The organism is Actinoplanes sandaracinus (genome assembly GCF_030009775.1).
GTDB classification, from domain to species: domain Bacteria; phylum Actinomycetota; class Actinomycetes; order Mycobacteriales; family Micromonosporaceae; genus Actinoplanes; species Actinoplanes sandaracinus.
The window spans coordinates 191,592-217,413 of record NZ_JASCTH010000001.1 but is presented as its reverse complement, the minus strand read 5'-3'; the positions used below and the strand labels follow the sequence as shown (position 1 = coordinate 217,413).

25 protein-coding genes are annotated in these 25,822 nt (G+C 70.3%); 13 read left to right on the top strand and 12 right to left on the bottom strand.

What is annotated here, in order from left to right; translation table 11 throughout:
* Positions 1-3: 3 nt before the first annotated feature.
* Together QLQ12_RS01020 and QLQ12_RS01015 are read left to right on the top strand one after the other, a co-directional pair.
* The gene (locus tag QLQ12_RS01020; RefSeq protein WP_282756441.1) at positions 4-1,344 is read left to right on the top strand and encodes an ABC transporter substrate-binding protein; all 1,341 of its coding nucleotides are present in this window, start codon (positions 4-6) and stop codon (positions 1,342-1,344) included.
* Positions 1,341-3,332, top strand: a complete 1,992-nt coding sequence (locus tag QLQ12_RS01015) for a beta-galactosidase (protein WP_282756440.1) — start codon at positions 1,341-1,343, stop codon at positions 3,330-3,332. Before QLQ12_RS01020 ends, QLQ12_RS01015 begins: the two co-directional genes overlap by 4 nt.
* Positions 3,333-3,471: 139 nt before the next feature.
* On the opposite strand, the gene QLQ12_RS01010 is transcribed toward QLQ12_RS01015, so the two are convergent.
* Complete coding sequence (locus tag QLQ12_RS01010; RefSeq protein WP_282756439.1) at positions 3,472-4,392, bottom strand: AbfB domain-containing protein; 921 nt, start codon at positions 4,390-4,392, stop codon at positions 3,472-3,474.
* A 186-nt stretch (positions 4,393-4,578) separates the two neighbouring features.
* Between QLQ12_RS01010 and QLQ12_RS01005 the strand changes: the two genes are divergently transcribed.
* On the top strand, positions 4,579-5,640 hold the full coding sequence (locus tag QLQ12_RS01005; RefSeq protein ID WP_282756438.1) for a hypothetical protein: 1,062 nt from the start codon (positions 4,579-4,581) through the stop codon (positions 5,638-5,640).
* The gene (locus QLQ12_RS01000; protein ID WP_282756437.1) at positions 5,637-6,242 is read left to right on the top strand and encodes a class I SAM-dependent methyltransferase; all 606 of its coding nucleotides are present in this window, start codon (positions 5,637-5,639) and stop codon (positions 6,240-6,242) included. Before QLQ12_RS01005 ends, QLQ12_RS01000 begins: the two co-directional genes overlap by 4 nt.
* A gap of 42 nt (positions 6,243-6,284) precedes the next feature.
* Here the strand turns inward: QLQ12_RS01000 and QLQ12_RS00995 are convergent, their stop codons facing one another.
* The gene (locus QLQ12_RS00995) at positions 6,285-7,481 is read right to left on the bottom strand and encodes a hypothetical protein (RefSeq protein ID WP_282756436.1); all 1,197 of its coding nucleotides are present in this window, start codon (positions 7,479-7,481) and stop codon (positions 6,285-6,287) included.
* 129 nt (positions 7,482-7,610) lie between these two features.
* On the opposite strand from QLQ12_RS00995, the gene QLQ12_RS00990 reads away from it, so the two are divergent.
* From QLQ12_RS00990 to QLQ12_RS00980, 3 genes are read left to right on the top strand one after another with little or no spacing between them, the layout of a single operon-like run.
* Positions 7,611-8,171, top strand: coding sequence for an RNA polymerase sigma factor (locus tag QLQ12_RS00990; RefSeq protein WP_282756434.1), 561 nt, complete (start codon positions 7,611-7,613; stop codon positions 8,169-8,171).
* Positions 8,164-8,997 carry a hypothetical protein gene (locus QLQ12_RS00985; RefSeq protein ID WP_282756433.1) on the top strand — a complete coding sequence of 278 codons (834 nt, stop codon included), beginning with the start codon at positions 8,164-8,166 and terminating at the stop codon, positions 8,995-8,997. The genes QLQ12_RS00990 and QLQ12_RS00985 overlap by 8 nt, the downstream gene beginning before the upstream one ends.
* 39 nt (positions 8,998-9,036) lie before the next feature.
* Positions 9,037-10,062, top strand: coding sequence for a glycoside hydrolase family 6 protein (locus QLQ12_RS00980; RefSeq protein WP_282756431.1), 1,026 nt, complete (start codon positions 9,037-9,039; stop codon positions 10,060-10,062).
* 3 nt (positions 10,063-10,065) lie between these two features.
* Here QLQ12_RS00980 and glxA read toward each other — a convergent pair whose 3' ends face one another.
* Together glxA and QLQ12_RS00970 are read right to left on the bottom strand one after the other, a co-directional pair.
* Positions 10,066-12,018 (bottom strand): radical copper oxidase GlxA, encoded by a 1,953-nt coding sequence (glxA, locus tag QLQ12_RS00975; protein WP_282756429.1) that lies wholly within the window; start codon positions 12,016-12,018, stop codon positions 10,066-10,068.
* Entirely contained in the window at positions 12,015-13,757 is a 1,743-nt protein-coding gene (locus QLQ12_RS00970) for a glycosyltransferase family 2 protein (protein ID WP_282756427.1), read from the bottom strand. The genes glxA and QLQ12_RS00970 overlap by 4 nt, the downstream gene beginning before the upstream one ends.
* A 271-nt stretch (positions 13,758-14,028) precedes the next feature.
* Here QLQ12_RS00970 and QLQ12_RS00965 point away from each other — a divergent pair, with 271 nt between their 5' ends.
* Positions 14,029-14,313 carry a hypothetical protein gene (locus tag QLQ12_RS00965; protein ID WP_282756425.1) on the top strand — a complete coding sequence of 95 codons (285 nt, stop codon included), beginning with the start codon at positions 14,029-14,031 and terminating at the stop codon, positions 14,311-14,313.
* A 36-nt stretch (positions 14,314-14,349) separates the two neighbouring features.
* Here the strand turns inward: QLQ12_RS00965 and QLQ12_RS00960 are convergent, their stop codons facing one another.
* Together QLQ12_RS00960 and QLQ12_RS00955 are read right to left on the bottom strand one after the other, a co-directional pair.
* Positions 14,350-14,754 (bottom strand): hypothetical protein, encoded by a 405-nt coding sequence (locus QLQ12_RS00960; RefSeq protein WP_282756424.1) that lies wholly within the window; start codon positions 14,752-14,754, stop codon positions 14,350-14,352.
* The gene (locus QLQ12_RS00955) at positions 14,751-15,095 is read right to left on the bottom strand and encodes a hypothetical protein (RefSeq protein ID WP_282756423.1); all 345 of its coding nucleotides are present in this window, start codon (positions 15,093-15,095) and stop codon (positions 14,751-14,753) included. The genes QLQ12_RS00960 and QLQ12_RS00955 overlap by 4 nt, the downstream gene beginning before the upstream one ends.
* Here QLQ12_RS00955 and QLQ12_RS00950 point away from each other — a divergent pair.
* Positions 15,094-17,064, top strand: a complete 1,971-nt coding sequence (locus tag QLQ12_RS00950; RefSeq protein ID WP_282756422.1) for an acyl-CoA dehydrogenase family protein — start codon at positions 15,094-15,096, stop codon at positions 17,062-17,064. The genes QLQ12_RS00955 and QLQ12_RS00950 overlap by 2 nt on opposite strands.
* 40 nt (positions 17,065-17,104) lie before the next feature.
* On the opposite strand, the gene QLQ12_RS00945 is transcribed toward QLQ12_RS00950, so the two are convergent.
* A complete protein-coding gene (locus QLQ12_RS00945) occupies positions 17,105-17,668 on the bottom strand; it encodes a hypothetical protein (RefSeq protein ID WP_282756421.1) in 564 nt (187 codons plus the stop codon).
* A gap of 114 nt (positions 17,669-17,782) precedes the next feature.
* On the opposite strand from QLQ12_RS00945, the gene QLQ12_RS00940 reads away from it, so the two are divergent.
* The 3 genes from QLQ12_RS00940 (at position 17,783) to QLQ12_RS00930 (ending at position 20,420) form a co-directional block, all read left to right on the top strand.
* A complete protein-coding gene (locus tag QLQ12_RS00940; protein WP_282756419.1) occupies positions 17,783-18,883 on the top strand; it encodes an NHL repeat-containing protein in 1,101 nt (366 codons plus the stop codon).
* Between the two features lie 88 nt (positions 18,884-18,971).
* Complete coding sequence (locus QLQ12_RS00935) at positions 18,972-19,346, top strand: hypothetical protein (RefSeq protein WP_282756417.1); 375 nt, start codon at positions 18,972-18,974, stop codon at positions 19,344-19,346.
* A gap of 15 nt (positions 19,347-19,361) precedes the next feature.
* Positions 19,362-20,420, top strand: coding sequence for a hypothetical protein (locus tag QLQ12_RS00930; RefSeq protein ID WP_282756415.1), 1,059 nt, complete (start codon positions 19,362-19,364; stop codon positions 20,418-20,420).
* A gap of 109 nt (positions 20,421-20,529) precedes the next feature.
* Here QLQ12_RS00930 and QLQ12_RS00925 read toward each other — a convergent pair whose 3' ends face one another.
* The 5 genes from QLQ12_RS00925 to QLQ12_RS00905 form a co-directional block, all read right to left on the bottom strand.
* Entirely contained in the window at positions 20,530-21,288 is a 759-nt protein-coding gene (locus QLQ12_RS00925; protein ID WP_282756413.1) for a hypothetical protein, read from the bottom strand.
* A 161-nt stretch (positions 21,289-21,449) separates the two neighbouring features.
* Complete coding sequence (locus QLQ12_RS00920; protein ID WP_282756411.1) at positions 21,450-22,256, bottom strand: class I SAM-dependent methyltransferase; 807 nt, start codon at positions 22,254-22,256, stop codon at positions 21,450-21,452.
* A gap of 127 nt (positions 22,257-22,383) precedes the next feature.
* Complete coding sequence (locus QLQ12_RS00915; RefSeq protein ID WP_282756409.1) at positions 22,384-22,719, bottom strand: hypothetical protein; 336 nt, start codon at positions 22,717-22,719, stop codon at positions 22,384-22,386.
* Positions 22,720-22,728: 9 nt separating this feature from the next.
* Positions 22,729-23,511 carry a hypothetical protein gene (locus QLQ12_RS00910; protein ID WP_282756407.1) on the bottom strand — a complete coding sequence of 261 codons (783 nt, stop codon included), beginning with the start codon at positions 23,509-23,511 and terminating at the stop codon, positions 22,729-22,731.
* Between the two features lie 333 nt (positions 23,512-23,844).
* On the bottom strand, positions 23,845-24,747 hold the full coding sequence (locus QLQ12_RS00905) for an isocitrate lyase/PEP mutase family protein (RefSeq protein WP_282756405.1): 903 nt from the start codon (positions 24,745-24,747) through the stop codon (positions 23,845-23,847).
* 282 nt (positions 24,748-25,029) lie between these two features.
* On the opposite strand from QLQ12_RS00905, the gene QLQ12_RS00900 reads away from it, so the two are divergent.
* Positions 25,030-25,668: a DUF2461 domain-containing protein gene (locus QLQ12_RS00900; protein WP_282756404.1), complete on the top strand. Its 639-nt coding sequence runs from the start codon at positions 25,030-25,032 to the stop codon at positions 25,666-25,668.
* Positions 25,669-25,822: the final 154 nt, after the last annotated feature.

The window sequence follows — 25,822 nt, the reverse complement described above, 5'->3', positions numbered from 1 at the left end:
GTCATGATGATCACCCGCCGGCGCGCGCTCGTGGGCGCCGCGTTGTCGATAACTTTGCTGGCCACCGGCTGTTCGAACGCCGACGACCCGGAGGCCGGTGGCGCCGCCGCCACCACCGTCTCCGACGCGGACGTGCAGGCCGCTCTCACCGCCGGCGGCGAGCTGACCGTCTGGGCGTGGGACACCACGCTCACCAAGGTCGTCGCCGACTTCCAGGTCAAGTACCCGAAGGTCAAGGTCAAGCTGGTCAACGCGGGCCAGGGCAACGACCAGTACACGGCTCTGCAGAACGCGATCGCGGCCGGCACCGGCCTGCCGGACGTGGCGCAGATCGAGTACTACGCGCTGCCGCAGTTCGCGCTGGTCAAGTCGGTGGCCGACCTGAACACGTACGGCGCGGCGTCCCTGGAGAGCACGTTCACCAAGGGCACCTGGAACGCGGTGCGCTCGAGCGGCAAGATCTACGGGTTCCCGATCGACTCCGGCCCGATGGCTCTCTTCTACAACAAAGAGGTCTTCGACAAGCACCAGATCGCGGTGCCGACGACCTGGGAGGAGTACGCGGCGGCCGCCGAGAAGCTGCACAAGGCCGACGCCAAGTCGTACATCACCAGCGACTCCGGCGACGCCGGGTTCACCACCAGCCTCATCTGGCAGGCCGGCGGCAAGCCGTACACGGTCAAGGGCACTGATGTCACGGTCAACTTCGCCGACGCCGGCACCCAGAAGTTCGCCGCCCAGTGGCAGAAGCTGATTGACGGCAAGCTGCTCTCGCCGGTCGTCGGCTGGACCGACGAGTGGTACAAGGGCCTCGGCGACGGCACCATCGCCAGCCTGGTCACCGGCGCCTGGATGCCGAGCAACCTGGAGTCCGGCGCGAAGGCCGCGAACGGCAAGTGGCGGGTCGCGCCGATGCCGCAGTGGGAGGCCGGTGGCAAGTCCACCGCCGAGAACGGCGGCAGCTCCCTGGCGATCCCGGACAAGAGCACCAACAAGACCCTGGCGTACGGGTTCCTGAAGTACGCCGCCATCGGTGAGGGTGCGAAGAGCCGGGTCGACAACGGCGCCTTCCCGGCCACCAACGCCGAGCTCAACGCGCCGGAGTTCCTGAGCAAGGAGTTCCCGTACTTCGGCGGGCAGAAGGTCAACGAGGTTCTCGCCGCGTCCGCCGGGCAGGTCGTCTCCGGCTGGTCGTACCTGCCCTTCCAGGTGTACGCCAACAGCATCTACGGCGACACGGTCGGCAAGGCCTACATCGGGCAGGGAACCCTGCAGGACGGGCTGAAGTCCTGGCAGGAAGCGTCGGTCAAGTACGGCCAGGAACAGGGCTTCACAGTTAAATGACTCTGAGCAACGAACTGCCGATCCGGCGCTGGCTTCGCCGCGCCGGATCGGCGCGTCTGGAATTCGGCGCCGACTACAACCCCGACCAATGGCCACGCGAGGTCTGGGACGACGACGTACGCGCGATGCGTGAGGCCGGCGTCACCATCGTCTCCCTCGCCATCTTCTCCTGGGCCCGGCTGGAGCCGCGGGCCGGAGAGTTCGACTTCACCTGGCTGGACGAGGTGATGGACCTGCTCCACGCGGGCGGCATCTCGGTCGACCTGGCCACCGCCACCGCCTCCCCGCCGCCCTGGCTGACCCGCGAGCATCCGGAGATCCTGCCGGTCACCCGGACCGGTGAGACCCTGTGGCCGGGCGCCCGCCAGCACTGGCGCCCGACCTCGCCGGTCTTCCGGGAGCACGCGCTGCGCCTGGTCCGCGAGCTGGCCACCCGGTACGGCGACCACCCGGCCCTGGTGGCCTGGCACGTCAACAACGAACTGGGCTGCCACAACGTCTACGACTACTCCGACGACGCGGCGGCGGCCTTCCGGATCTGGCTGCGCCACCGGTACGGCACCGTCGAAGCGCTCAACCACGCGTGGGGCACCGCGTTCTGGTCGCAGCGCTACGACGACTTCGAGGAGATCCTGCCGCCCAGGCTGGCAGCCTCCCACCCGAACCCGACCCAGCAGCTCGACTTCAAACGGTTCTCCTCGGACGCGCTGAAGGATCACCTGCGCGCCGAACGGGACCTGCTCCGGGAACTGACCCCGGAGGTGCCGGTCACCACGAACTTCATGGTGATGGGCCAGCAGAAGCCGATGAACTACGCCGACTGGGCGGGCGAGGTCGACTTCGTCTCCAACGACCACTACGTGCTGCCCGGCCCGCAGGCCCGTGACGAGCTCTCCTTCTCGGCCAACCTGACCGGCAACATCGCCGGCGGCCGGCCGTGGTTCCTGATGGAGCACTCCACCAGCGCGGTCAACTGGCAGCCGGTCAACGTGGCGAAGAAGCCGGGCGAGCTGGCCCGCGACTCGCTCACCCATGTCGCGCACGGCGCCGACGCGGTCTGCTTCTTCCAGTGGCGGCAGTCGAAGGCCGGCGCGGAGAAGTACCACTCGGCGATGCTGCCGCACGCCGGGACCGACAGCGACCTGTTCCGGGCCGTGGCCCGGCTGGGGGAGCGGCTGCACGAGCTGGCGCCCGTCGCCGGCTCGCACCGTCGCCGCGCGGACGTCGGCATCATCCACGACTGGGAGTCGTGGTGGGTGGCCGAGCACGACTCGCACCCGACCGACCGGCTCAACTACCCGCAGGAGGCGCTGGACTGGTACACGGCGCTGCTCGACGCCGGGATCCGCGCGGACGTGCTGCCGGCCGACGGTCCGCTCCAGGAGTACCGGCTGCTGATCGCGCCGATCCTGCACGTCGTCCCGGCGGCCCTCGCGGACCGGCTGCGGGACTTCGTGGCCGGCGGCGGGCACCTGGTCACCACGTACTTCTCCGGAATCGTGGACGAGAACGACCACATCTGGCTGGGCGGGTACCCGGGGGCGCTGCGCGACCTGCTGGGCATCCGGATCGAGGAGTTCGGGCCGCTGCTCGACGACGAGAGCGTCGAACTGGACAACGGCACGACCGGTTCCCTCTGGACCGACCGGATCGACGTGGGCGACGACGTCGAGGTGCTGGCCCATTACAAGACGGGGGAGCAGGCGGAGCGGGCGGCGGTCACCCGCCGCGAGGTGGGCTCCGGGTCTGCGGCGTACGTCTCCACCCGTCTCGGCCCGGACGGGCTCGCCGCGCTGCTGCCGGAGCTGCTCGGCCCGGCCGGGGTGACCGGTGAGCTGCCGCCCGAGTGGGGCGGCCGGGTGGAACTGGCGATCCGCGGCGACCACTGGTTCCTGATCAACCGGACCGACGAGGCGGTGGATGTCAGCGCCCTGCCGGGAGCCGGGATCCTCGAACCGCGTGGTGTGGTGGTCCTCCACCGGGGCTAGCACCTGCAGTGGTCGAAACCTTCGCCGATGCGTTGCCTCAGGGGTGAGGGCCTGATCGGCCCCGGCTGGATGGGCCAGCCGGGGCCGATCAGAGTGTGGGGCCGATCCGAGTGTGGGGCCGATCAGGGCGCGGGGTCGGTCAGAGCGCAGGGCGCGGCGTGAAGGCCGTCGCGTGCTCGGCGGAGGTCTGCGCGAGCCTCAGCCACTGGTCGGCGGCGACGACATGGTGCTGCGGGTAATTGGTGGAACGCAACGCCAGTGCGGCGCCTTGACGAATCGTCACCGGACAGAAAGTCGCGTCCTGCTGGAATAGCGGTGATCCGTCGTTCCGTTCGAGACGTATTTCGAAGTTTCGATGCCGGACGAAATATCCGGCGAAGTTCACGGATTCGAGTGAGACGCAGCCGGAGCCGGCGAGCCCGGAGCGTACCCGAAACCCTGAGTCGGCCCGGTCGCCGGCGCTGCTCGCCGGCCCGATCGGGTCCAGGCGTCCCCGGAAGTTGCGATGCCGGAGGCGTTGCCCGGGGTGGTCGGCTGATTCCAGCCCGGCCGTCGATCCGACCGTCAGCGTCACCGGCTCGGTGGTGGCCGTCCTCGTCGGTGCGACGGTGGTGCGAGTGGCTGCCGGAGATCTCGGCGGCGGTGACGAGTAGGCCCGCGCCGGGGTGGTGGTGATCGCCGCCGCCGCGCTCGGCGGCGGTGACGGTTCCACACTGGCCGGAGCGTTCGTCGAGCCCAGGTCGGGTGTCAGGGGCGGCTGCGGTGCGGCTCCGGCGGGGAAGGTGAACTCGGCGGCGACCGGTTCGGGGCTCCGGCCGGAGTCGAGGATGACGGCTATCGCCGCGGTGGCCGCGCAGGCTAGGCAGAGTGCGGCGGCGAGGACCAGGCGGGGGCGCATCGAGCCCTCACCGCGGAGGCGGGGGAACGCGTCGCGATTACGGGGCGCGTTCGGGGCGGGTCTGACGGTGGGCCGGATCGGCGCGGCGGGGTTACCGCCGGGTGCATACGGCGGGATCCAGCCGCCGACCCGCAGACCGCTACGGGTGTCGTCTTCCGGCATCTATTCGCTTTCTGGGGGAACGTTCACATAGAACCGCTTAAGGATTCGATAAGGATCTACACGCTCGGGGCATGTGAGGGCAAGTGGTAACGATGTCCCAATTTTTTGGGAGCGCTCCCTTTGAACTGAAGCGGCTTCACCTCCGTACCGGTGTGCGGAGTCTCCGTGCCCTTCAAGGAGAACAACGTGGAAAGTTCTGCCGTCCCTGAGCGCGAGTCCGGACCTGAGAGCGAGTCCGGCGCCGCTCCCTCGAAAGAGTGGCCCGACATCACCGGATACTGGCCCGACGCGCCGCACCGGGCCGGGCCGCCCGCCGACCACTACGAGACGGAGGATGCCGAGGCCGCCCGTACCGCACCCGCCTGGCAGGCACGGGGATCGCAGCGGCCCACCCTGGAACTGAGGATCACTCCGCGGACGCCGCGCCGCACCGGCTGGCGATCGGTCGCCGCCTGGAAGCCGGTCACCGCGCTGGCCGCCGCGGTGCTGGTGGCCGGCGTGATGGCCTGGTACGCCGGCCGTCCCCCGTCGCTGGTGGCCGGCCCGATGATCACGGCGCCGCCGACCGGCCCGCAGGCTGCTCCGCCGGACGCCCCGCCGGTCTCCATCGAGGCGAGCCCGTCGGCGGACGACCCGGCTCTGCCCGGCGCCCCGCCCGGCGCGGCCACCTTCGAGCTGGCCGACGGCACCACCACGCTCGGCGTCCGGATCGGCGAGACCGAGGGCGGCTGGTTCCAGGTGTCCAGCCCGGCGGGCAGCGGCGTCACACCGCGGGCCGTGCTGGAGGGCGGCACCGTACGGCTGTTCGTGGACGGGGCCGGCCGCACCGGCAACGGCAAGATCGACGTGGTGCTCAGCCGGGACGTCACCTGGTCGGTGCTGATGCGCGGTGGCGTCCGTACCGCCTCGATCGACCTCACCGGCGGCCGGGCCGGCCGGGTGGACCTGCTCGGCGGCGCCGCTGAACTCGATCTCGCGCTGCCCCGGCAGGACACGGTCGTGCCGATCTCGATGACCGGAGGCATCCGCGACTGGCGGATCAGCACCGGTGGCCGGGGCCCCGTCACGGCGGTTCTGCAACGGGGAGCCGGCGCCGTGGTCCTCTACGGTTCCCGTGACAAGGATGTGGACAAAGGCACCAGGTTCACCGTCGCGGGCGGAACCGGCGGCATCGACCTGATCGCGGACGAGGGCGTCGGGACCCTGACGGTGGCGGCCGGCCAGGACGGGGCAGAATTGCTGGAGTGACACGAGCAGCAGGCGACGCCGTACCACCGGAGACGTCCGTCTCCCTGGACCACTTCATCGGGCTCTACCTGGCGAAGGACGACCCGTGGGACATCGGCACCAAATGGCACGACCGCCGCAAGTTCGCGGTCACCGTGGCCAGCCTGCCCCGTGAGCGTTACCGCCGCTGCTACGAGCCGGGCGCCTCGATCGGCTCGCTCACCCGGATGCTCGCCGAGCGCTGCGACGAGGTCGTCGCGACGGACAGTGTCGACGAGGCCGTGCAACTGGCCGCGAAGAACACCGCCGACCTGCCGAACGTCCGGGTCGAGCGGGCCGAGCTGCCGGCCGACCTGCCGGACGGTGTGTTCGACCTGGTCGTCATCGGTGACCTGCTCTACTACCTCTCCGGTGACGATCTGACGGCGACGCTGGACGGGCTGGTGGCGTGTCTGGAGCCCGGCGGCGACCTGGTCGCGGTGCACTTCCGCGACCGGGAGAACGGCGGCAGTTACGACGGCTTCAACGCGCACGCCGCCCTGATCGCCACGCGCGGGCTGGAGCACGTCGTGCGCCACGAGGACGAGTGGTTCCTGCTAGACGTGCTCAGGCGGACGAGCTGACCAGCGCTCGGTGCTGAACTCGCGGGTCGCTGAACTCGCGGGTCAGAGCGCGTGCCGCAACCAGGTGAGACCGGGAACGGCCAGATCACCCCGCCGGGTCCCGGTGCCGGTGTCCAGCCAGGTGATCCGCCCGGCGCCGCCGGCGTGGAGACGGCTGCCGTCCCGGCTCAGGGCCAGCCCGCGCACCGGCCCCGGCAGCGCCCAGTCGCCGGCCGGCCGGCCCGAGGCCCGGTCCAGCACCGTCACACCGCCCGCCCCGAGCAGGATCCGCCCGTCCGTGGTGAGAGCCAGGGCCGCGGTGGATCCGGCCGCCACCGGCACGTCCACCACCCGCTCGATCGACAGTGACTCCGGGCTCGCATAGGCCAGCCGGCCCGAGGTGACGTCGGCGACGATCAGGTTCCGTCCGTCCGCCGCCAGCGCGTGCCCCGCCGCCGGCCCCTCACCGAACGGGTGCGGCAGGTCCAGGCAGTACGCCCACCGCTCGGTCAGATGCAGCACGTGCACGAACGCGTGCGCGTTGCCCGGCCGCCCGGACAGCAGGTCCCGGGTGTGCTGATGGCCCGGCTGGTGGGTGTAGAGCGTGAACAGCATCTGCCGGTCGGCGGAGAGCACCGCCTGCCGCCCGTCACCGCGCATCTCCTCCTCGGCGCCCGGCGGCACCGGCGTCTTGGCGCGGGTGGCGAGCGGCTGGATGTCGCCGGTGGCCAGGTCGAGCAGCCGCACCCGGTAGCGGTCCGGTGCGGTCGCCGGCAGCCACTCCAGCACGAACAGGCCGGTGCCGTCGGCGGTGAAAGCGTCGGGCTCGATCACTCCGGGCAGCTCGTGCTGCTTCGGCCCGGCCGGCGCGGTGATCAGCAGGGTGGTCCGGGCGCGCGCGGTGGGCCGGTCGGAGGCCCCCGTCCGGCTCAGCGCGCACACCCGGCCGTCGGCGGAGACGACCCGGGGCAGCCAGCCCTCGGCCAGAGCGGTGCTGCGGACCGCCTCTCCGGTGGCGGGATTCACCTGGTCCAGGGCGCCGGGCCGGGCCGCGTACAGGTGCGAGCCGTCGAAGGCGGCCACCGCCGCGCCGAGGGACTGCTCCCCGGCCGGCCCGAGCCGCAGCAGGCCGTGGTCGGAGTCGGCGAGCAGGACGTCGGGCGCCGTGGTGGCCGCCGCCTGGACGGTTTCCCGGCAGCCGGCCGCCGCGAGGGCGAGGCCGGAGCCGGCCAGAAGCAGGATCGAACGGCGGGTCGTCATGTCTCGAAGACACCGCCCGCCGGGATCCGGTTCCCGGGCCGGCTTCGGGGCGCCGTCTCCCCACCAGCGGGACAGCCGGGGGAACCGGTTCCCGGCGGGCGGTGTCTCTAGGGTGTGTTGTCAGAGGGGGTGGCCATCGACATCGATGAGGCGACCGCTGTGGCCCGGGCCCGGGCCGGTGACCTGAACGCCTACGAGGTCCTGGTCGCGCGCTTCACGGTGCCCGCACACCGAGCGGCCGTGCTGCTGGGTGCCGGCGCGGACGCGGACGACGTGGTGCAGGAGTCGTTCGTGAAGGCGTACCGGCAACTGGGCCGGTTCCGCGGCGAGGCCGGGTTCAAGTCGTGGCTGCTGGCGATCGTGTCGAACGAGACCCGCAACCTGGTCCGGTCCCGCCGCCGCCGGGACGGGCTGTGGCTGCGGGCCGCGGCGGTCGCGGATCCGCTGCCGCTGGAACCGGATCCGGCGGAGTCGGCGCTGGCCGGCGAACGGCGGCGGCTCCTCGTCGAGCAGTTGCGCGCGATGGACGGCCGGGACCGGGAGGTGCTGGTCTGCCGCTATCTGCTGGACCTCTCCGAGGCGGAGACCGCGGTGACGCTGAACCTGCCGAAGGGGACGGTCAAGTCGCGGACCGCGCGGGCGCTGGCACGACTGCGCCACCGGCTGCCGCAGGAGGTGCCCGGTGTCTGAGCGCGACGATCGGGCCCGTGACGATCGGGCCCGTGACGATCTGGCCCGCGACGATCTGGCCCGTGACGATCTGGCCCGCGACGATCTGGCCCGTGACGATCTGGCCCGTGACGATCTGGCCCGCGACGATCTGGCCCTGGAACTTCGTGATCTCGGCGTGCGGTTGCGCGTACCCCCGGCTGTCGATCAGAGGGAAGCGGTCCGGGCGCGCTTGACGGCTCCCGCGCCGCGCCGGCGTCGCGTGGGTCTGCGTGTGGCGGCCCTGGCGGCCGCGCTCGCCGCGTCGGTCGCCGCTGTCGCGCCGGCCCGCGCCGCGGTGGTCGAGGTGATCGGCGACCTGCTGCGCGTCGCTGGCGTCGAGGTACGCCGTGAGCCGCCCCGCGATCCGCTGCCCGCCACCCCGAGCGCGTTGCCGTCGTCGCGGGTGACCGCCCTGGACGAGGCCCGCCGGGTCGCCGGATTCCCGCTCGGGGTGCCGGCGGCGCTGGGCGAGCCGGAGCGGGTGCTGCTCGCCGACCGGGTGGTGACGTTCTCCTACTCCGGTGGCGCCGTGCGGTTCGACCAGTTCGACGGGCGTCTCGACACCACGTTCTTCAAGACCTCGCCGGACGCGCGGTTCGTGGAGATCGGCGGCGCGGTGACCGGCGCCGCCTGGGTGCCGGGCCCGCACCCGGTGACCTATGTGGGCTCCGACGGCGTCGAGCGGACCGAGACCGCCCGGCTCGCCGGTCCGGCGCTGATCTGGACCACCGGCCCTGTCACCTACCGGTTGGAGGGAATCGTGACACTCGAAGAGGCGATTGCGGTGGCAACGTCGGTGCGCTGAGTCACGATCGGGTATGTCGGGTCGGTACCGTTCGTCCAGATGAGAAACTTCCCTTCGCTGTGCCGTCTCGTGCCTTCGCTGTGCGGTCTCGCGGCCGTCGTCGTCCTCGCCGGCTGCACCTCGTCCCCCGGCACGGCTCCTTCGGGCAAACCGACTCCGGCGACGGCGGTGCCGGAGTCGGCGGGGTTCTACGTGGAGCCGGACGCGCCCGCGGCGCAACAGGTGGCGGCGTGGGAGGCGGAGGGCCGGACCAGGGACGCGGCGGCGCTACGCCGGATCGCCGGATCGCCGACGGCCGTCTGGTTCGCCGACGCCAACCCCGGCTTCCAGGACCGGGCCCGGCGGCTGGTCGAGGCGGCCACGGCGGCCGGGCGTACGGCGGTGCTGGTGCCCTACTACGTGCCGCAGCGCGACTGCGGCGGGCACTCCGGCGGCGGCGCTCCGGACGCGGCGTCGTACCGGACGTGGATCGCCGACCTGGCCGCCGTGGTGCGCGGCAACCCGGCGATCGTCGTGTTGGAACCCGACGCCGTCCCGCACCTCGTCGACGGCTGCCTCGACCCCGCCGCCGCGAAGGAGCGGCTCACCCTGCTCGGCGAGGCGATCCAGCGGTTCAAGCAGCAGCCCGGGGTGCGCGTCTACCTGGACGCCGGCAACCCCGGCTGGATCAAGGACGTGGACCGGGTGGCCGCGGCGCTCGGCGACGCCGGGATCCGCCAGGCCGACGGGTTCAGCCTGAACGTGGCGAACTTCGAGACCACCGAGGCCAACATCGCCTACGGCACCGCCGTGTCGGACCGGGTCGGCGGGCTGCCGTTCGTGATCGACACCAGCCGCAACGGCAACGGGCCGGCCCCGGTCGACGCGCGCGACGCGGACGGGCACTGGTGCAATCCGCCGGGCCGGGCGCTCGGGCCGGCGCCCACCACGGACACCGGGACGCCGCGGGTCGCCGCCTACCTCTGGGTGAAACGGCCGGGGGAGTCCGACGGGGCGTGCCTCCCGGACGCCCCGCCGGCCGGTCAGTGGTGGCCCGAGTACGCGCTCGGGCTCGCCACCAACTGACGATCAGGCCACCCTGACCCAGCGGGCGCGCGACGGCACGCCCTTGTCGTCGATCAGGAACAGCATGTACCAGCCGGACGGGACTAGGCCCGGCTCCTCCGGGATCGTCACGGTCACCCCGCCGGGGGTACGGCGGACGCCCAGTTCCACCGACCGCTGGTCCACGTCGGTGCCGTGGGTGACCGCGCTCGGCCGGACCAGCCGGGCCGCCGCGATCCGGTCCGCGTCGCCGGTGGCGTACGGCGCGGTGCGGCCGTGCTTGACCGTGCGTGGCCCGCCACCGAGCGCCGGCCGGTCGCCCTGGAACAGGTACGGCGGGCTGTAGATCTCGATCCGCTGCTCGAACCTGCCCGGGTTGGTCCCGGTGGTGTCGTAGATCGGGTCGCTGCCCATGGTGACGACCCGGCCGTCCGCCAGCAGCAGCGCCTCCGAGTGGTAGTTACGCCCCACGTCCGGAGCCGCCACCTCGCGGAACTCCTCGCGCCGCGGGTCGTACAGGTGCGCGGTCAGCAGGTCGCTGCGAGCCCGGCCCTGGTACGGCCCACCCCGGTACCCGGACGAGCCGCCGCTGGTGAACACGGTGTCGTCCGGCAGCACCACCGTGTTCAGGTAGCGGGTGGGCGCCGGCAGGTCGGGCCCCGGCCGGTACCGCGGCTCGCCGTCGTCGAGGTCGGCGATCGCGGTCCGGGCCGTGGAGACCGGCGAGTCGCCGACCGCGCCGCCGCCGAGGATCATCACCTTCTGGTCCTGCGCGGGCGGCAGCAGCACCGACGCGCTGGTCTCGGTCATGCCGGGGTCCTCGAGGCCGGGCACCGTGGTGAACTCGTTCTTCGCGACGTCCCACAGGCCGGGGGCGCGGCCCTCGGTGTCCGAGCCGTACCCCGCGTTGGAGCCGGAGAAGAACAGTTTCTCGTCCTCGGTGAGGAACAGCGCCGGATAGGTCGGGAAGACCCGCCGCAACTCGGGCGCGGGCGTCCACTGGCGCTTCGCGACCTGGTAGCGCTCGTTCACGCCGGGCAGCATCCGGCCGAACTCGTCGAGCCCGGACACCGCGAGGATGTCGCCGCCCGGCATCGTGGCCAGGGTCGGGTACCAGCGGTGTTCCACCATGTCGCCGGTGCGCACGTAGCGTTCGGCGATCGGGTCGAACTCGTACGACGTCTTGTCCCCGCCGTACTCCTGTTTCTCTCTGGTGATCTTCTCGGCGATGCCGTAGAGGTTGCGCGCGTCGTCGCCGCCCAGGCCCTCGATGGCGTACTGGCCGGGCTCCGTCACCAGTGCGCCGTCGCCGGCGTCGAGGGCGTCCACCCAGACCTCGGCCTCGCCGGCGTGCACCATCGTGCGGTTGCCGTGCGTCATCTTGGTGGCGGCCGGCACGGTCACCTCGGCCCGGGTCAGATAGACACGGCCGTTGGCGCCGAGCAGGCGGGTGCCCTTGCCGAAGGTGCGCGGCCCGGAGTCCGGCGACTCGTTCTTGATCTTCATGACCCCGGCGGCGTTCGTGATGTCCGCCTCCAGCACCTCGTACGACTTGGTGCCGCCGGCCACCAGCAGATTGCCGTTGGGCAGGAACGTGTGCCCGGCGCAGAACAGGTCGGTCGGGGTGGGCACGTCCCGGAACGTGTCGGTGCGGGGGTCCCACAGGACGGTGCGGAACGTGCCGGCCTCGAAGTTCTCCCGGTCGTTGCCGGACCCCGCGATGATCAGCACCTTCCCGGTGCGCAGCAGGGCGGCGTGGATGGCGTTGACCTTGAACTTGCCGGGAACGTGCAGCATCGACCAGTGGCCGAACCGCTGCTTGTAGGACAGCCGGTTGATGGTGAACTCGTGGTAGCGCTCGGCGGCGAAACCCACGATCGGCCGGTTCACGACCACCACGGCCGCCATCAGCGGCAGCGTCACCAGCATGGTGAGCACCCGCCGTGTGAGGGTGGGCCGCTGTCGTCGCGCCGTCATGCGGCCACATCCCTGGTCATGAGCGGTTCCCTTCCATCGGACAGTGCTTTCTCACCGGGCGCCGCTTTCTCGCCGGGCGCTGCTTTCTCGCCGGGCGCTGCTTCGCCCGTCACCGCTTCGTCGGGGACCGCGTAGATCTCCGCGGGCCGGTGGCGGGCGCGCCGGCGGCGGTGATGCGCCTGCAGCGCCCAGATTCCCGGCGGGGTGAGGCACAAGGCCAGGTTGAGTGACGGCCACAGCCACATGAACCCGTGCGCGTGACCGGTCACCGCGGCCACCACCAGCAGCACGGCGAAGAACAAGGCCCACCGCAGATGGGTACGGAAGGTGAGCAGCCGATCCGGGCTGGCGGAGTCACCCTTCGGCGTCACCACGAACCCGGACCGCCTGCGCAGCACCGCCTGCAGGAACGAGGTGACGTAGATCGGCGCGCACAGCGTGGACAGCAGCATGCCGCTGAGCCCGGACGACCCGGCCTCCTCGTGCGGGCTGACGTTGTGCCGCCGGTTCCACAGGTAGAGGCCGACCTGGAAGATCGCGGCGTCCACATAGAGCATCAGCCACACCTGCTGCGGCACCTGCACGCCCTTGATCCCGAGCACCACGTGGAAGGCGGCGGTGGCCGCGCCGAGCAGCCACGCGATCGCGGTGAGCGGGTAGTACGCCATCAGCAGCGCGTAGTGCAACGCGCGGCGTACCCCGAGCCGGTGTGCCATCCGGGCGAACCCGGCCACGAAGACCTCGTCGGTGCCGCGTGACCAGCGGTGCTGCTGGCTGAAGTAGTCGGTCCAGGACGACGGTCCCTCCCCGACGGCCAGCACGTCCGGCGTGTAGACCGACGTCCAGCGGCGGCCGGTGGCCGGGTTGCGGGTGGCGTGCTGGGCGAGACTGGTCGCCATGTCCTCGGTGATCGAGTCCTGGAGTCCGCCGATCGACTTGAGCGCCGCGATGCGTACCGCGTTGTTGGTGCCGACCAGCATCGGGATGCCCAGGGTGTTGCCGGCCCGCTGCAGCAGCGAGTGGAACAGGTACTGCTGGGACTCGGCCCACTTGGTGATCACATTGTCGTAGTTGCCGTAGATCTGCGGCCCGATCACGAACGCCACGTCCGGGTCACGGAAGTAGCCGAGGAGCCGTTCGCAGAAGTTCGGCAGTGGCACGTGGTCGGGGTCGACCGAGACGAAGACGTCGTAGGAGTCGCCGTGCCGGTCCATCCAGGAGTTGTAGTTGCCGTGCTTGGTCTTCGCCTTGAAGGCGCCGGCCGCGGTGTTCCACTCCGGCACGCCCCGGCGGCTGAAGTGGTGCGCGCCCACCCGCCGGCACATCGCCCTGACCTCGGGGTCGTCGCCCTCGTCGAGCAGCCACACGTGGTACCGGCCCTGATGGCGGATCCGCTTCGCGGCCCGCAGCGTCTTCTCCACCATCTCGACCGGTTCCTTGCCGGGCACGATCGTGGTGAGGAACGCGACGCGCAGCCGCTGGTCCGGCGGCACCGGGACCGGGTCCCGGGCCCGCAGCGTGGCCAGGCACAGAGTCACGACGTTGACCAGGCGGAACAGTTCGATCAGGGCGGTCGCGACGATCATGAAGATGGTGGTGACGAAGAGGACGGTCTGCATCCGCCGGTCCGGCAACTCGACCTTGGCGAGCAACCAGCCGAAGAAGGTCGACTCGAACGCGAACGCGAAGGCCGCGATCAGTGCGGAGAGGACGGGGCGGCGCCGGGACAACGGTCTCAACCGGACTCGATAGTCGCCTTCCGGGACGGGCTCGGGATCGCCGGCGAGCCGACTGAAGCCATCATAATCCGGCAGACGGGATATAGCACGCTTTCCGGTCACCGAAGCAAGATAGCGATTATTCGCGGAAAAGGGGGCATGCGCGGTACCCCGAACGTGTCGTGTCGGCGTCAGACGGCGCGAAACTTCGTAGCGGTCAGTGACAGAATTCGTCGAACCGACACGCCCTGTGATCCGTTCTCTCTGATACGCGGGGCACGAACGTCCCGCGATGACCGACAAGGCGGTGGCGATGCTGATCCTGTCCCTGCTCATCCTGGTGCTGGCCGCCGCCTGCGTCCTCGCGGTGCGTGGGGTCCGGGCGGACACGTCCGCCGAGGCGGACCCGCTGGCCGTTCCGGAGGCGCTCTTCGCGCCGGAGAGCCTGGAGGGGGTGCTCTGCGCCCAGCTTCTGGACGGCGAGATCACCCGCGGCCAGTACATGCGCTCGATGGCCGGGATCGCCGCCCGGGACGAGGAGCGGCACCCGCTCACCGTGCCCGGCTACGACGACTGACCCGGCGGCGGAACCCGGCCGGCTGTCAGAGTCGTCTCAGCTTCTGAGGCGGCACTGACAGCCGGCCGGGCTGCGTCCAGCCGGCCGGGCCGCGTTGATGGTGACCTGGCCGGCCGCGACGCCGAGACCGACCGCGATCGGGGTGACCGCGGGATAGAAGACGGCCGCCGCGGCCAGCCAGCGGACGGGGTGCGGGATCCGCGGCGTGAGGCCGCGCGGGCCGCCACCGTCGCGGTTCCGGGTGAACGCGTGCAGCGCCAGGGCCGCGATCACCGGCCCGAACAGGAAGAACAGCATGCCGGTGGTGCCGCCGCCACTGCTCGTGGCGGTGCCGGTGGCCGTCGTGGCGCCCGTGGCCCGGTCGACGGCAACGCCGAGCCAGCCGGAGCCGACCACGGCGAGAGAGAAGAGTGCGAAGTTGAGCCGGGCTCTACCGGTCATGGGGTTCCTCTTCCACTTTCTTCCGCTTGCAGCGCTGCCAGCGACTCGTCGGCCCACGCCGCCGTGGAGCGCGAGTGATGGATGCCGGCCCGGATGGTGATCTGGATGAACGGCCAGTCGGGGGTGTCGCCCTCCGACGCGCTCAACTGGGCGAGGAGGGCCTCGTACTCCCGCTGGCGAGAAAGCGCCGCCTCCCGCGTCGCCTGCAGCAGCTCGCGGCACTTCGCCCGGCGGCGTAGCCGGGCCGCGCCGCCGGCCCCGGGCGATGCAGTCCCTCTTGCTTCCGCGGGATGCCGCTTCTCACGTTCAGCGGTGGTTACTGGTGGGTAATATCGATGCATGATCAATCGGGTTTCCGCTTCCCTCACCGAGGTCCTCGACGGTCGGTGGGCGCACATCCGGCAGGCCGTGCGTGAGCGACTCGGCGCCGAATTCGTCACCGTCCCCGGCGAGACCGGCGACCAGGCCCGGGAGCGCGTCTCCCGGCTGATCCGCTCCCTGCCCACCGACGTCGGAGTCGCCTCGGCGTTCCCCGTCGAATACGGCGGCTCGGCCGACCCCGGCGGCTCGACCGTCGCCGCCGAGATGCTCGCCCAGGTCGACCTGTCACTGATGGTGAAGGCCGGTGTGCAGTGGGGCCTGTTCGGTGGCGCCGTCGTGGCCCTGGGCACCGCCCGGCACCACGACGAATACCTGCGCGACATCATCTCCGCCGACGTGATGGGCTGCTTCGCGATGACCGAGACCGGTCACGGCTCGGACGTTCAGCAGCTCCGGACGACGTGCACCTACGACCCGTCGTCGGGCACATTCGACCTGCACACCCCACATGAGGCCGCGCGCAAGGACTACATCGGCAACGCGGCCCGCGACGGCCGGATGGCCGTGGTCTTCGCGCAGCTGATCACCGGCGGCCGTCGTTACGGCGTGCACGCGTGGCTGGTGCCGATCCGCGACGAGCACGGCGACCCGATGCCCGGCGTCACCATCGGTGACGCCGGCGCCAAAGCCGGCCTCCTCGGCGTCGACAACGGCCGGCTCTCCTTCGACCACGTCACCGTCCCTCGCGACATGCTCCTCGACCGGTACGGCCAGGTCGCCCCGGACGGCACCTACACCAGCACGATCGAGAACGACACCCGGCGCTTCTTCACCATGCTCGGCACCCTGGTCCGCGGCCGCGTCACCGTCGGCGCCGCCGCCTCCGCGGCCACCCGCAACGCCCTCACCATCGCCGTCCGGTACGGCGACAACCGCCGCCAGTTCACCAGACCCGGCGACGACCGTGAGATCGTCCTCAACGACTACCTCGCCCACCAGCGCAAACTCCTCCCCGCGTTGGCGGCGTCGTACGCGTACGCCTTCGCCCAGGAGGAACTCGCCGTCACCATGGCCGAGGTGTTCGCCCTCGCCGAGCCCGATGAACATCGCCAGCGGGAACTCGAATCCCGGGCCGCCGGCCTCAAAGCCGTCCAGACCTGGCACGCCACCCGCACCATTCAGATGTGCCGCGAGGCGTGCGGCGGCGCCGGATACCTCGCCGAGAACCGGCTGCCCGGCCTCAAAGCCGACACCGACGTGTTCACCACGTTCGAGGGCGACAACACCGTCCTGCTCCAGCTCGTCGCGAAAGGCCTGCTCACCGGCTACCGCGACGCTTTCGGCTCGCTCGACGGCTGGGGCCGGGCGACCTTCGTCGCCGAGCAGGTCAGAGAAATGATGCTGGAGCGTACGGCCGCGCGCACCCTGATCCAGCGCCTCGTCAGCGCCGTCCCCGGCCGCGACGAGGAGGTGGCGGTGACCGACCGCGGCTGGCACCTCGCCATCTTCGAGGACCGCGAGAAGCACATCCTGGACGGCGCGATCCGCCGCCTCCGCAACGGCGCCGCCACCAAGAAGGACCGGCCGTTCGACATCTTCAACGACGTCCAAGACCACGTGCTCGCCGCGGCGACCGCCCATATCGACCGGATCACCCTGGAAGCGTTCGTCGCCGGCATCGACCGTACCGGCGACCCCGAAGCGCGCGCCCTGCTGGCGAAGGTCTGCGACCTGTACGCGCTGACCACGATCGAGGCGGACAAGGGCTGGTTCCTGGAACACGGCCGCCTCACCCCGGCCCGCTCCAAGGCCATCACCGCCGTGATCGACGACCTGCTGCGCGAACTGCGCCCGCACATGCGGACACTCGTCGACGCCTTCGCCATCCCCGACGAGTGGCTGAACGCGGCCATCCTCCGCGAGGAGCCCGGCCGCCAGGAGGCCATGGCCAAGGAGGACGAGGCCGTCCGCTCGGTCCTCGCCGGCTGACCCGCCCGCCCCGGTGACGCGCACTGCGGCGCGTCACCGGTCAGCGCACCCGGTCCACCCAGGAACGTGGGATACCGAGGTCGAAGTGTTCGGCCTTGAGCAGGATGAGCTCGCGCTCCCGGTCCCGCATCAGCCCGGCGAAGGCCGCTCGCAGCTCACCGAGGAATTCCTGCTCACGCAGCCGCCGCAAGGTCCCCGCCTCGATGTCCACGTGCCACTCGATGATGCCGACGGTCCGGATGTGTACTACTTCAGATGGCGAAACACTGCGGCACTCCAGGGCGCGTAGCCCTTCCGCGTATCGCTCGTGCCGCGAATCGCCCCGGGCGCGCCGCTCCTGGTCGGCCTCATCGCGGCTCAGCGACTGCGACAGACGGTAGATCTCGCGGCGTTCCCGTTCCCAGGCTACCCAGGTGCTCGTGCCCAGGCCGGCGAGTTGCCTGGCCAGGCCTCGTTCGTCGTACCACTCGTAGGTGCGGGGCTGGAACCGGATCTGAAGGCTGAGCTCACCCGAGATCGTCGCCCGGATCTGCCCGTCCGGCGAGGCCCCGGTGACCGTCATGCCGCGAAGCCGCTCGCCGAAGTCGGGCTCATGCGAGTTCATGTGTCAATCCCCCGTCAGTGGGCGCCAGCGCCGAACCGATCGATGAGAGCCAACGTATGCGCTGGTGTGTGGTACACAAAATCAGTGACGGCGCTACGTTCTGCGGCATGTGCGGTGGCACTTCTGTCAGCCGTGGTCATGTCGGCGCCAGCGGTCGCGGCGCCGAGCGACGGTTCCCTCAAACTGGTGGTCGGCGATGGTGATGCGGGCTTCTCCGGTGACGGCGGGCCCGCAGCGGCGGCGAGGCTGAACAAACCGTTCGGTGGCGCCGTGGGTGCGGACGGCACGCTCTACATCGCGGATACGGTCAACCACCGGGTTCGGGCGGTTACGCCGGACGGCGCCATCCGCACGGTTGCGGGTAACGGGAACGAGACCGGCGAGACCGGTTCCATCAAGAAAGGAACCGCGGGCACGGCGATCTCCCTGGGCGTGCCCACCGAACTCGCGGTCGGCCCGGACGGCACGCTCTACATCGCCGACGAGGCCGCGATCAGGGTGTACGCCCTGGCGCCGGACGGGGCCATCTCGGTTCGCGTGGACGTCTCCACCGGCAGGGAAATTCTCAAGAAGCCGATGCGAGATTTGCGCGGGCTGGCCGTCGGCCCGGACGGCACCATCTATGTGTCCGACCGCCAGAACAACCGCGTTGTAGCGTTCGCGATTGATGGCGTGAGCCGGGTGGTCGCCGGTGATGTGGTCTCCGGACCGGACGATCTCGCCGTGGACAGCGGCGGCGACCTGTGGATCCTGGGGAGTTCTCTGTATCGGGTGCGTGGTGACGCCGTGGCCACGATTCGCCATTCGGAGCCTGGACGGTGGGCCGTCGGTGACGGCCGGTCGAGCGGCGGCGATTGGGGCCTGGTGAGATCGATGGGGGTAGGCCCCGCCGGTGTCTACCTCATGGACGATCAGCGCTTGGTCGTGCGCTGGTTGAGTCCCGACGGAGTGGTCCACGCCGTAGCGGAGTTGGCGAGGGAGTCTCTCGGCGGCGATCCGGTGGAACTCGCTGTCGGCGCTACCTCGGCAGGGCCGCTCTATCTGATCGACTTCGCGGGCAGCAGAGTGTTCGCGGTCGATGTTCCCGCGCAAGCGCCCGCCCCATCCGCCGAGAAGACACCGCTCTGGCAATGGGTGCTGGGCGGCGGTGCTGTGGTGGTCCTTCTGGCGTTCGCACTCGCGGCTGTGCGCCGTCAGCGGACCCGAACGTCTTGATATGCAGAACGGGGGAACGATGGCTGAGGATGTCACCGGCGGCGACCTGTATCACCTGTGGAGGGTGTCAGAGGTTCATCTGCCCCGTGTGGCGGGCGTCTTCTACGACGCCGGCCGGATGCTCGGCAGCACGGCGGCCGACAGCCCCTACTTCGCCGCGGACAACCATGGCTTTCCGGGGCCCAGAGCGACCGCCAATCCCGTCACCGCGGGGTGGGAGGGACTGCGCGCCGAGATGCAGAATCTCGTGATCGAGGTGGGCGACGTGATCCTGGACGCCGCACAGGGCGTGCGTGTCGCCACCGAGGTTTTCGATCATGTCGACGCAGCGAACGGTAAGAGCATTCTCGAAGCGCACCGGGAGCAATGGCATCCCGATCCGGGCACAGCCTCCAGCCCACCGTCACCCACGGCCGAGGACCGTCCCGTCCGGCCGACCCGGTTTCCTGACGGCGCTGCGTGAGGAAGGACCGAGATCGTGGCCGAAACAGTGACGGACCTGCCGGATCTGGCCGTGCCAGCCCATCTGAGCGGTCAAGCCTACGAGTCGGCAGTTCGCCAGAAAGCTCGCCGGCTGAAAGACGAATTGATTCGGCAGACCCTCGAGGACCTGGCCTCCTGGCGGAAAGCGGTCGACGACAAGTGGGCTCAGGCCCATCCCGATCTGGCGCCCATCTTTCCCATCTCCGAGGCTGAGATCGAGCAGTACCGGCAACGGGTCCGTCACGAGGACTACGAGTGGATCGTTCCGGCCTTCGACAGTTTTCTCGACCCGGACCCAGGGCGATTCGATCCGATCATCGACACGCTGGCCGGGGTCGAGGCGATGTTCGGTGGCGATGCCGACGCCTCCGGCAGTTGGGTCGGTTCCGAGCCGGCCCTGGTCCGGATCAACGACGTCCGCGAAGAGATGGGAAATTGGCAGGGCGACTTCCGGGATGCCTTCATTGACGAGTTCGTGACTCCCCTGCAGAACACCTTTCCGAACCACCGGGAGCTCGCGCGACTCGCCCGTGCGGAGGTGAAGATGGCGCGACTGATCTACCTGCGGCGGCGGAAGTCGGTGCTTACCCTGCTCGACCAGTCGCTTGCGGCAACGCAGGCTCTCGGTAAGGGCTCATTCTCCGGGAACGAAGCCTTCAAATGGGGTTCGATCATTCTGGTCGTCGCCGGAACCGTGGCCGGGGCATTCGCTCCAGGGGTGGGGATTCTGGCTTCGGCTCTCATCATGGAGACGGTCGGGACGGTGGGTCAGGGCTTTCTCGATGATCCTCCGGACGAGGAGAAGTTGCCGCTGGCGGGCGCCACCGCAACAGAGGTGGCGATCAACGTGAACACCGCGATGGGCAAACTCAACGCGGATGTCGCCCTGTCGGAGTCGAAGGCCGCCGCAGCGTTTCATTCGCAACAGCAGTTGCTGGAGCAGATACGCAAGCGCGCCCGAGTGGCGAATGGACCGAGCGCGTTCTCCGTTGCGGCGCCCGCCCTCTCCACGGCCACGCCGGCACAGATCATCCGCGGGCTGCGTCCCAACTGATGCCGGCTGCCGTTGTCGGAGCCGGCGGCACCCGGGATCGCCCAGGTGGAGACACTCGGGGTGTGGGGCCGGCTGCGCGCGGCGGCCGGCCCCACACCCAGATCCGTGGCTACTGCTGGCCGGTCACCTTGGTGAGGTCCAGGATCTGCTCGGCGGTCGGCGCCGTGAGGGTGTCGAAGGTGGCGCCGAAGTCGCTGAAGATGATCCCGTCACCGGTCGCGGTGCCCTGCTTGATCGGGTACGGCTCGCCGGTCGTCGCCACGAACAGCTGTGCCTCCTTCTCGCCGGTGTCGGTCAGGGCGATCACCGGCTGGGCGCCGATCTGTGTCGTTGCGCCCTTGCCAATCGTGCCGGTCGACTTCAGCAGCACGTCGGGATCGGCAGCGTCGAAGATGCCACCGATGCTGTCGTCGCCGGCCGGCACCAGCAGCCACTTGTCACCGGCCGTCTTCGCCATCGTCTGGGCCATCTCGCCCAGGCCGAGCATCTTCCAGAAGCCCTCGCTCGGCTTCATGTACTGCTTCCCGCCGACCAGCATCACCTTGACCTCGGCGTCCTTGCCCATCGTCATCGAACCGACGAAGTCCGCGCCGGAAACCCGGAAGTCCACCGCCATGGTGTCCTTCTCGACGATCGCGTTGCCCTTCATCTGGAACGAGCCGGCCTTCTTGAGGGCCGCCTTCGACTTGGCCAGGATCTCGTCGGCGCTCAGCGCGGCGATCCCGTTGTCGGTGGGTGCCTGCGACGTGGGCGCCTGTGACGTGGCCGCCGCGGTGGGCTTCGCACTGTCGGAGCTGCCGCAGCCCGCGAGCAGTAGGGTGGCGGTGGCGACGGCGGCCAGGCCGGCCCGCAGCGAAATCTTCCTCATCGGTGTCTCTTCTCGATTCCCGCGCGATCATGTTGTCGAGCCGGGTGAACCTATCGGTACCCGGCAACGAAACGATCACCAATCGCCTCGCCGGAGCTGAGGCATATCGCACAGGCCTGGCCGAGGCGTCAGAGTAGATCCGTAGCCAGAGCAGATCGTGATCAGAGCAGATCGTAGAACGAGTGGACGGCCGGCTGGCCGGTGTAGTTGGGCCCGGCCCGGTCGTCGGCACCGAGATAGGCGTAGGGAAGATCCAGTTGGACCGGCCCGGTGCAGCTGATTCGGCGACGGCGCGCGTCGTAGGCCAGCCCGGCACCACGCAGCCGGGTGACGAGGCGCCGTCCTGCCGGTTGCCCGTCAGCAAGCCGGATCCCGTCCAGATCCAGATCCGCGACGAACCTGCCGCCCGGCCGCAGGCACCGCGCCATCCGGGCGAGAACCGCCAGCTTGTCACCCACGTAGTGCAGCCCGTGCACGCAGGTGATCAGGTCGAACGCCCGGTCCGGCTCCCAGGCCTCCACCGGCGCGACGACGAAGCTGACTCCGCCCTCGGCACGCGAGGTCCCGCCGGTCCCGCCAGCCCTGCCAGCGAGGTGCCCGGCGTCGGCGGGCTGCCCGGTCCCGGATGTCTCGACTCCGGGGCGTGCCGAAACGAACGCGTCAACGAGGTCGACCCCGACGATCGTGGCGCTCGGCAGCTGCTCCGCGGCCTGGACCAGGGCCCGCCCACTGCCACAACAGAGATCCAGCCACGCGGGCCCACGAGTGCCGTCAGTGCCGTCAGTGCCGTCAGCGCCGGCAGTGTCGTCAGCGCCGTCGATGCGGGTCGCGGCGAGCCAATCCACCGGATCGAACCCGAGCACCCGCGCGTAGCTGTTGACCCCGGCCAGCTGCCGCTCCCGGTTCATCGCGCAGTTGGCCACAACCGACGACCCGTGCAATGCCGCCTCAGACAGCAGCCGACCCACCCTCGAATGATTAACCACCCGGCAAGCCTGCCATCTGGCCCGGAGTGCCCGGCACGGCGCCGGACGGCCGTGAGTGTGCCGGTGGGGTGCTCGGACCGGCGACGGCCCGAGCACTCCGGCTAACCGATCAGTGGTCCCAGTTCAAGGAGCTGACCGGCGAAACGGACTGAACCCGGATCTTGTTCCAGGCGAACGCGTACTTGTTGAAGACGGCCTCATTGAGAGCGAAGTAGATCGTCTGGTTCGGAATCCAGTTCGCGTAGAAGTCCGGATCGATCAGGTACGCCGCCGACGACGTCGGCGTCTGGACCCGTTGTCCCGGCTGCGGGCACGCCACGAGGCGCGAGGCCGAACGGGCTGAGTGCTCGGCCTTCGCTCCGGTGGCCGGCGGCAGGGTCGGCTCGGCGGTGGTGGGTGCGGCAGTCGCCGCCACGGCGGTGCCGAGCAACAACGCGCCGGCCATCGGGGCCGGTCAGCTGTTGATCATCTTGTAGACGATGGCATTGGCCTTCTTCGCCTTCGGGGCGGCCAGCGACTTGACTCCGCCGTACTCCGCGTAGGTCAGGGTGCAGGCCTTGCCGGACGGAATGCGGATCTTCAGGCTGGTCAGCTTGCCCGAGCTGCCGTCGATCTCCGCCTCGAACGGCACGGTCTTCGCCTCGTCGCCGAGCTTCTTCAGGGTCGCGGAAGAGATCGCCGACTCCCCTTTGTCCAGTGCTGTCAGGTCCACCGTGCCGGTGAACTTCGAGCCCTCCTGGGCCACATTCGACGAGTTCTCGATCAGATCGCCCATGCCCAGCGGGTCCGTTTTGCCGTCGTGGTTGAGCGGGCTCTTGGCGAAGTTCTTGATCTTGTCTGGGTCGAGGGCGAGCCAGGTCTTCGGAATGCCCATCCTGGTGCCCAGCACGGCCGGCTCGAACGCGATCCGGATGAACGGCTTGTCCTCGCCGATGGCCAGAAACGTCATCGTGAGGGCGGCGCTCGTCTGCGGGATCGGCTGGGTGATCGACGTCTGAACAGCCTTGTTCGCCGCATCGAACACTCCGGTGAAGGAGGCGGAGCAGCCGCCCTTGGCCGCGAACGCGAAAGCGGGGGTGGACGCGTCCGGCACCGCGGCGCGCAGGGTCGCGGTCGGCGTCGGCGTCGGCAGGGCTGCGTCGGCGGTGGTGCCGGCCTCCGCGTTCCCGCAGGCGGCAGTGCCGAGGGTCACGGCAGTGAGAGCGGCCAGGCCGGCCAGGCGGCGGTCGATGCGCACAGGTTTCTCCGGGGGTCGGGGAGGGCGGCCTCCGGGGTTCACCCGTGTGGGCGCCTCCTCAAGACCGGAGCAAATCGTATATAAATTCGCTTATGCCCACCAACCTGTAAAAATGCTGTCAGCGGTGGCCGTTCGGCTCAGTCATTGAGCCGTTCGGAGGTCTGCTTCTCAGCCGCGGGGGTACGCCGACGGACCGCCGGCGACCCGGTCAGCGCCAGGGCCGAACGCGGCCGAGGCATGGATGGCTGCGGCCCTGAGCCGTATGCGGCGAGGCAACCATGGCCTACTCGTGGCGCCAGCGGGAGCGCCTCACATCGCCGACGGGCCGGGTGTTCATGTCTGCAAGGTTCCGGGGACGTAGCGGGCGTCCGGGCCGAACGCCTCTTCCTGGCCGGCCAGCGTGGTGAACGCGGCCCACGGCATCCGGTCGACGGGTTCCGCGGTGCCGCTGTCGGCGATGGCCCGGTAGGCCAGGGAGGCCGCGCGCATCGCGGCGAGCAGCGCCGCCACCGGATGCAGGACGAGGCGGACGCCGACTTCGCTGAGCTCATCGTCGGTCAGCGCGGGCCGGCTTCCGCCGGCCTCACTGCGATTGACGACGAGGGGTACGCCGGGAAGCGCCCTGTGCACCGCGGTCAGTTCCGCGAGCGTGTCCACGCCCGCGGGGAGTACGGCCTCCGCGCCGGCTTCGGCGTAGGCGCGGCAGCGCACGATCGTCTCGTCGAGGCCGCGCACCGCGTAGGCGTCGGTGCGGGCGATCACCACGATCTCCGGCACCTGGTCGGCCAGGGCGGTGATCTTCGCGGCCGCCTCGGTCGCGCCGATGAGCTCCGGGCCGGCCAGATGACCGTGCCGTTTCGGGCCGGCCTGATCCTCCAGATGCAGCCCGGCGATCCCGGCCCGGACGTACGCCATGGCGCTCCACACCGCGTGCAGCGGATTGCCGTGCCCGGTGTCCGCGTCGGCTATCAGCGGTACCCCGTCGAGCGCGGGCGCCAGCGTGGACGCCCGGTCGGCGATCTGGGCGCCGTGCACGAATCCGGGTTCGGCCCGGCCCAGCGTGATCGCCGAGACGGCCGCCCCGGACAGATGCGCGGCCCGGTGACCGGCCCGCACCGCGAGTGCCGCGGTCAACGGGTCGTAGACGCCGGGCGCGTGAGTGACTCGGCCGGAGGCGAGGAGCGCTCGCAGGGCTGATGCCGGCGTGGTTGACGCGGGTCTGGCAGTTGCGGTCATGAACGGCTGTGTAGCGCGAAACCGTCTTCGACGCCAGCCACACGGGATCGACGAAGAAGAGAAGCGTCTCCGCCATGCCCCTTGGGAGCATCCGGGAAGGCCCCAGGCCGGCCGCAGCGTACACAGGTGAGACTCACGACCGTTCAAGGTCGGCCTCGCCGTGCTCCGCGAGGCACGCCGATTCCTCGCGACCGGTGGCAAACTGGCACGGTGACTTCTACTGGCACGGTGACTTCTACTGGCACGGTGACTTCTACTGGCACGGTGACGTCTACTGGCACGGTGAGGTTTCGTGGCTGGCCCAGTGAGGCGCTCGAGTTCTACGAGGGCCTCGCCGCCGACAACTCGAAGACCTACTGGACCACACACCTAGCCGTCTACGAGTCGCAGGTGCGGGCCCCGGCGCTGGAGCTGCTTGCCGAGCTGGAGCCCGAGTTCGGCCCCGGCAAGGTGTTCCGCCCGTACAGGGACGTCCGGTTCAGCCACGACAAGACCCCGTACAAGACCCACCTGGTCATCTGGATGGAGGCCGGCTGCTACGTCCAGCTCTCCGCCGACGGCCTGGCCGCCGGTTGCGGCATGTACCAGATGACCCCTGACCAGCTGGAACGCTACCGCCGGACGGTGGCCGACTCGCGCCTCGGTCCGCCATTGGCCGACCTGATCGGCACCATCGAGAAGGCCGGCATCCAGGTCCATGGCCACGGCACCCTGAAGACGGCCCCGCGCGGCTATCCGAAGGATCATCCCCGTATCGACCTGCTCCGCCACAAGGGCCTGACCACCTGGCAGGAGTGGCCCCCGGCCCCGTGGATGGACACCCCGGCAGCCAAGGACCGCATCGTCATGTTCCTCCGCACGAGCCGCCCACTCCGCGACTGGCTCGACCACCACGTCGGCCCTCCGGCCGCGGCCCGCTAGCTGTACTGACCCGTGAGGTTAGGTACACGGCTGGCCGGTGAGAAGACCGCAGAGCCTGGGGCCCGCGTGCGCGCAGCAGTAGGCTTCGGGTGATCTCGGCGGTGATCTCGGCGGCGTGTGGGTGCAGGAGCGGGGCCATGCCGGTGTCGGCGGG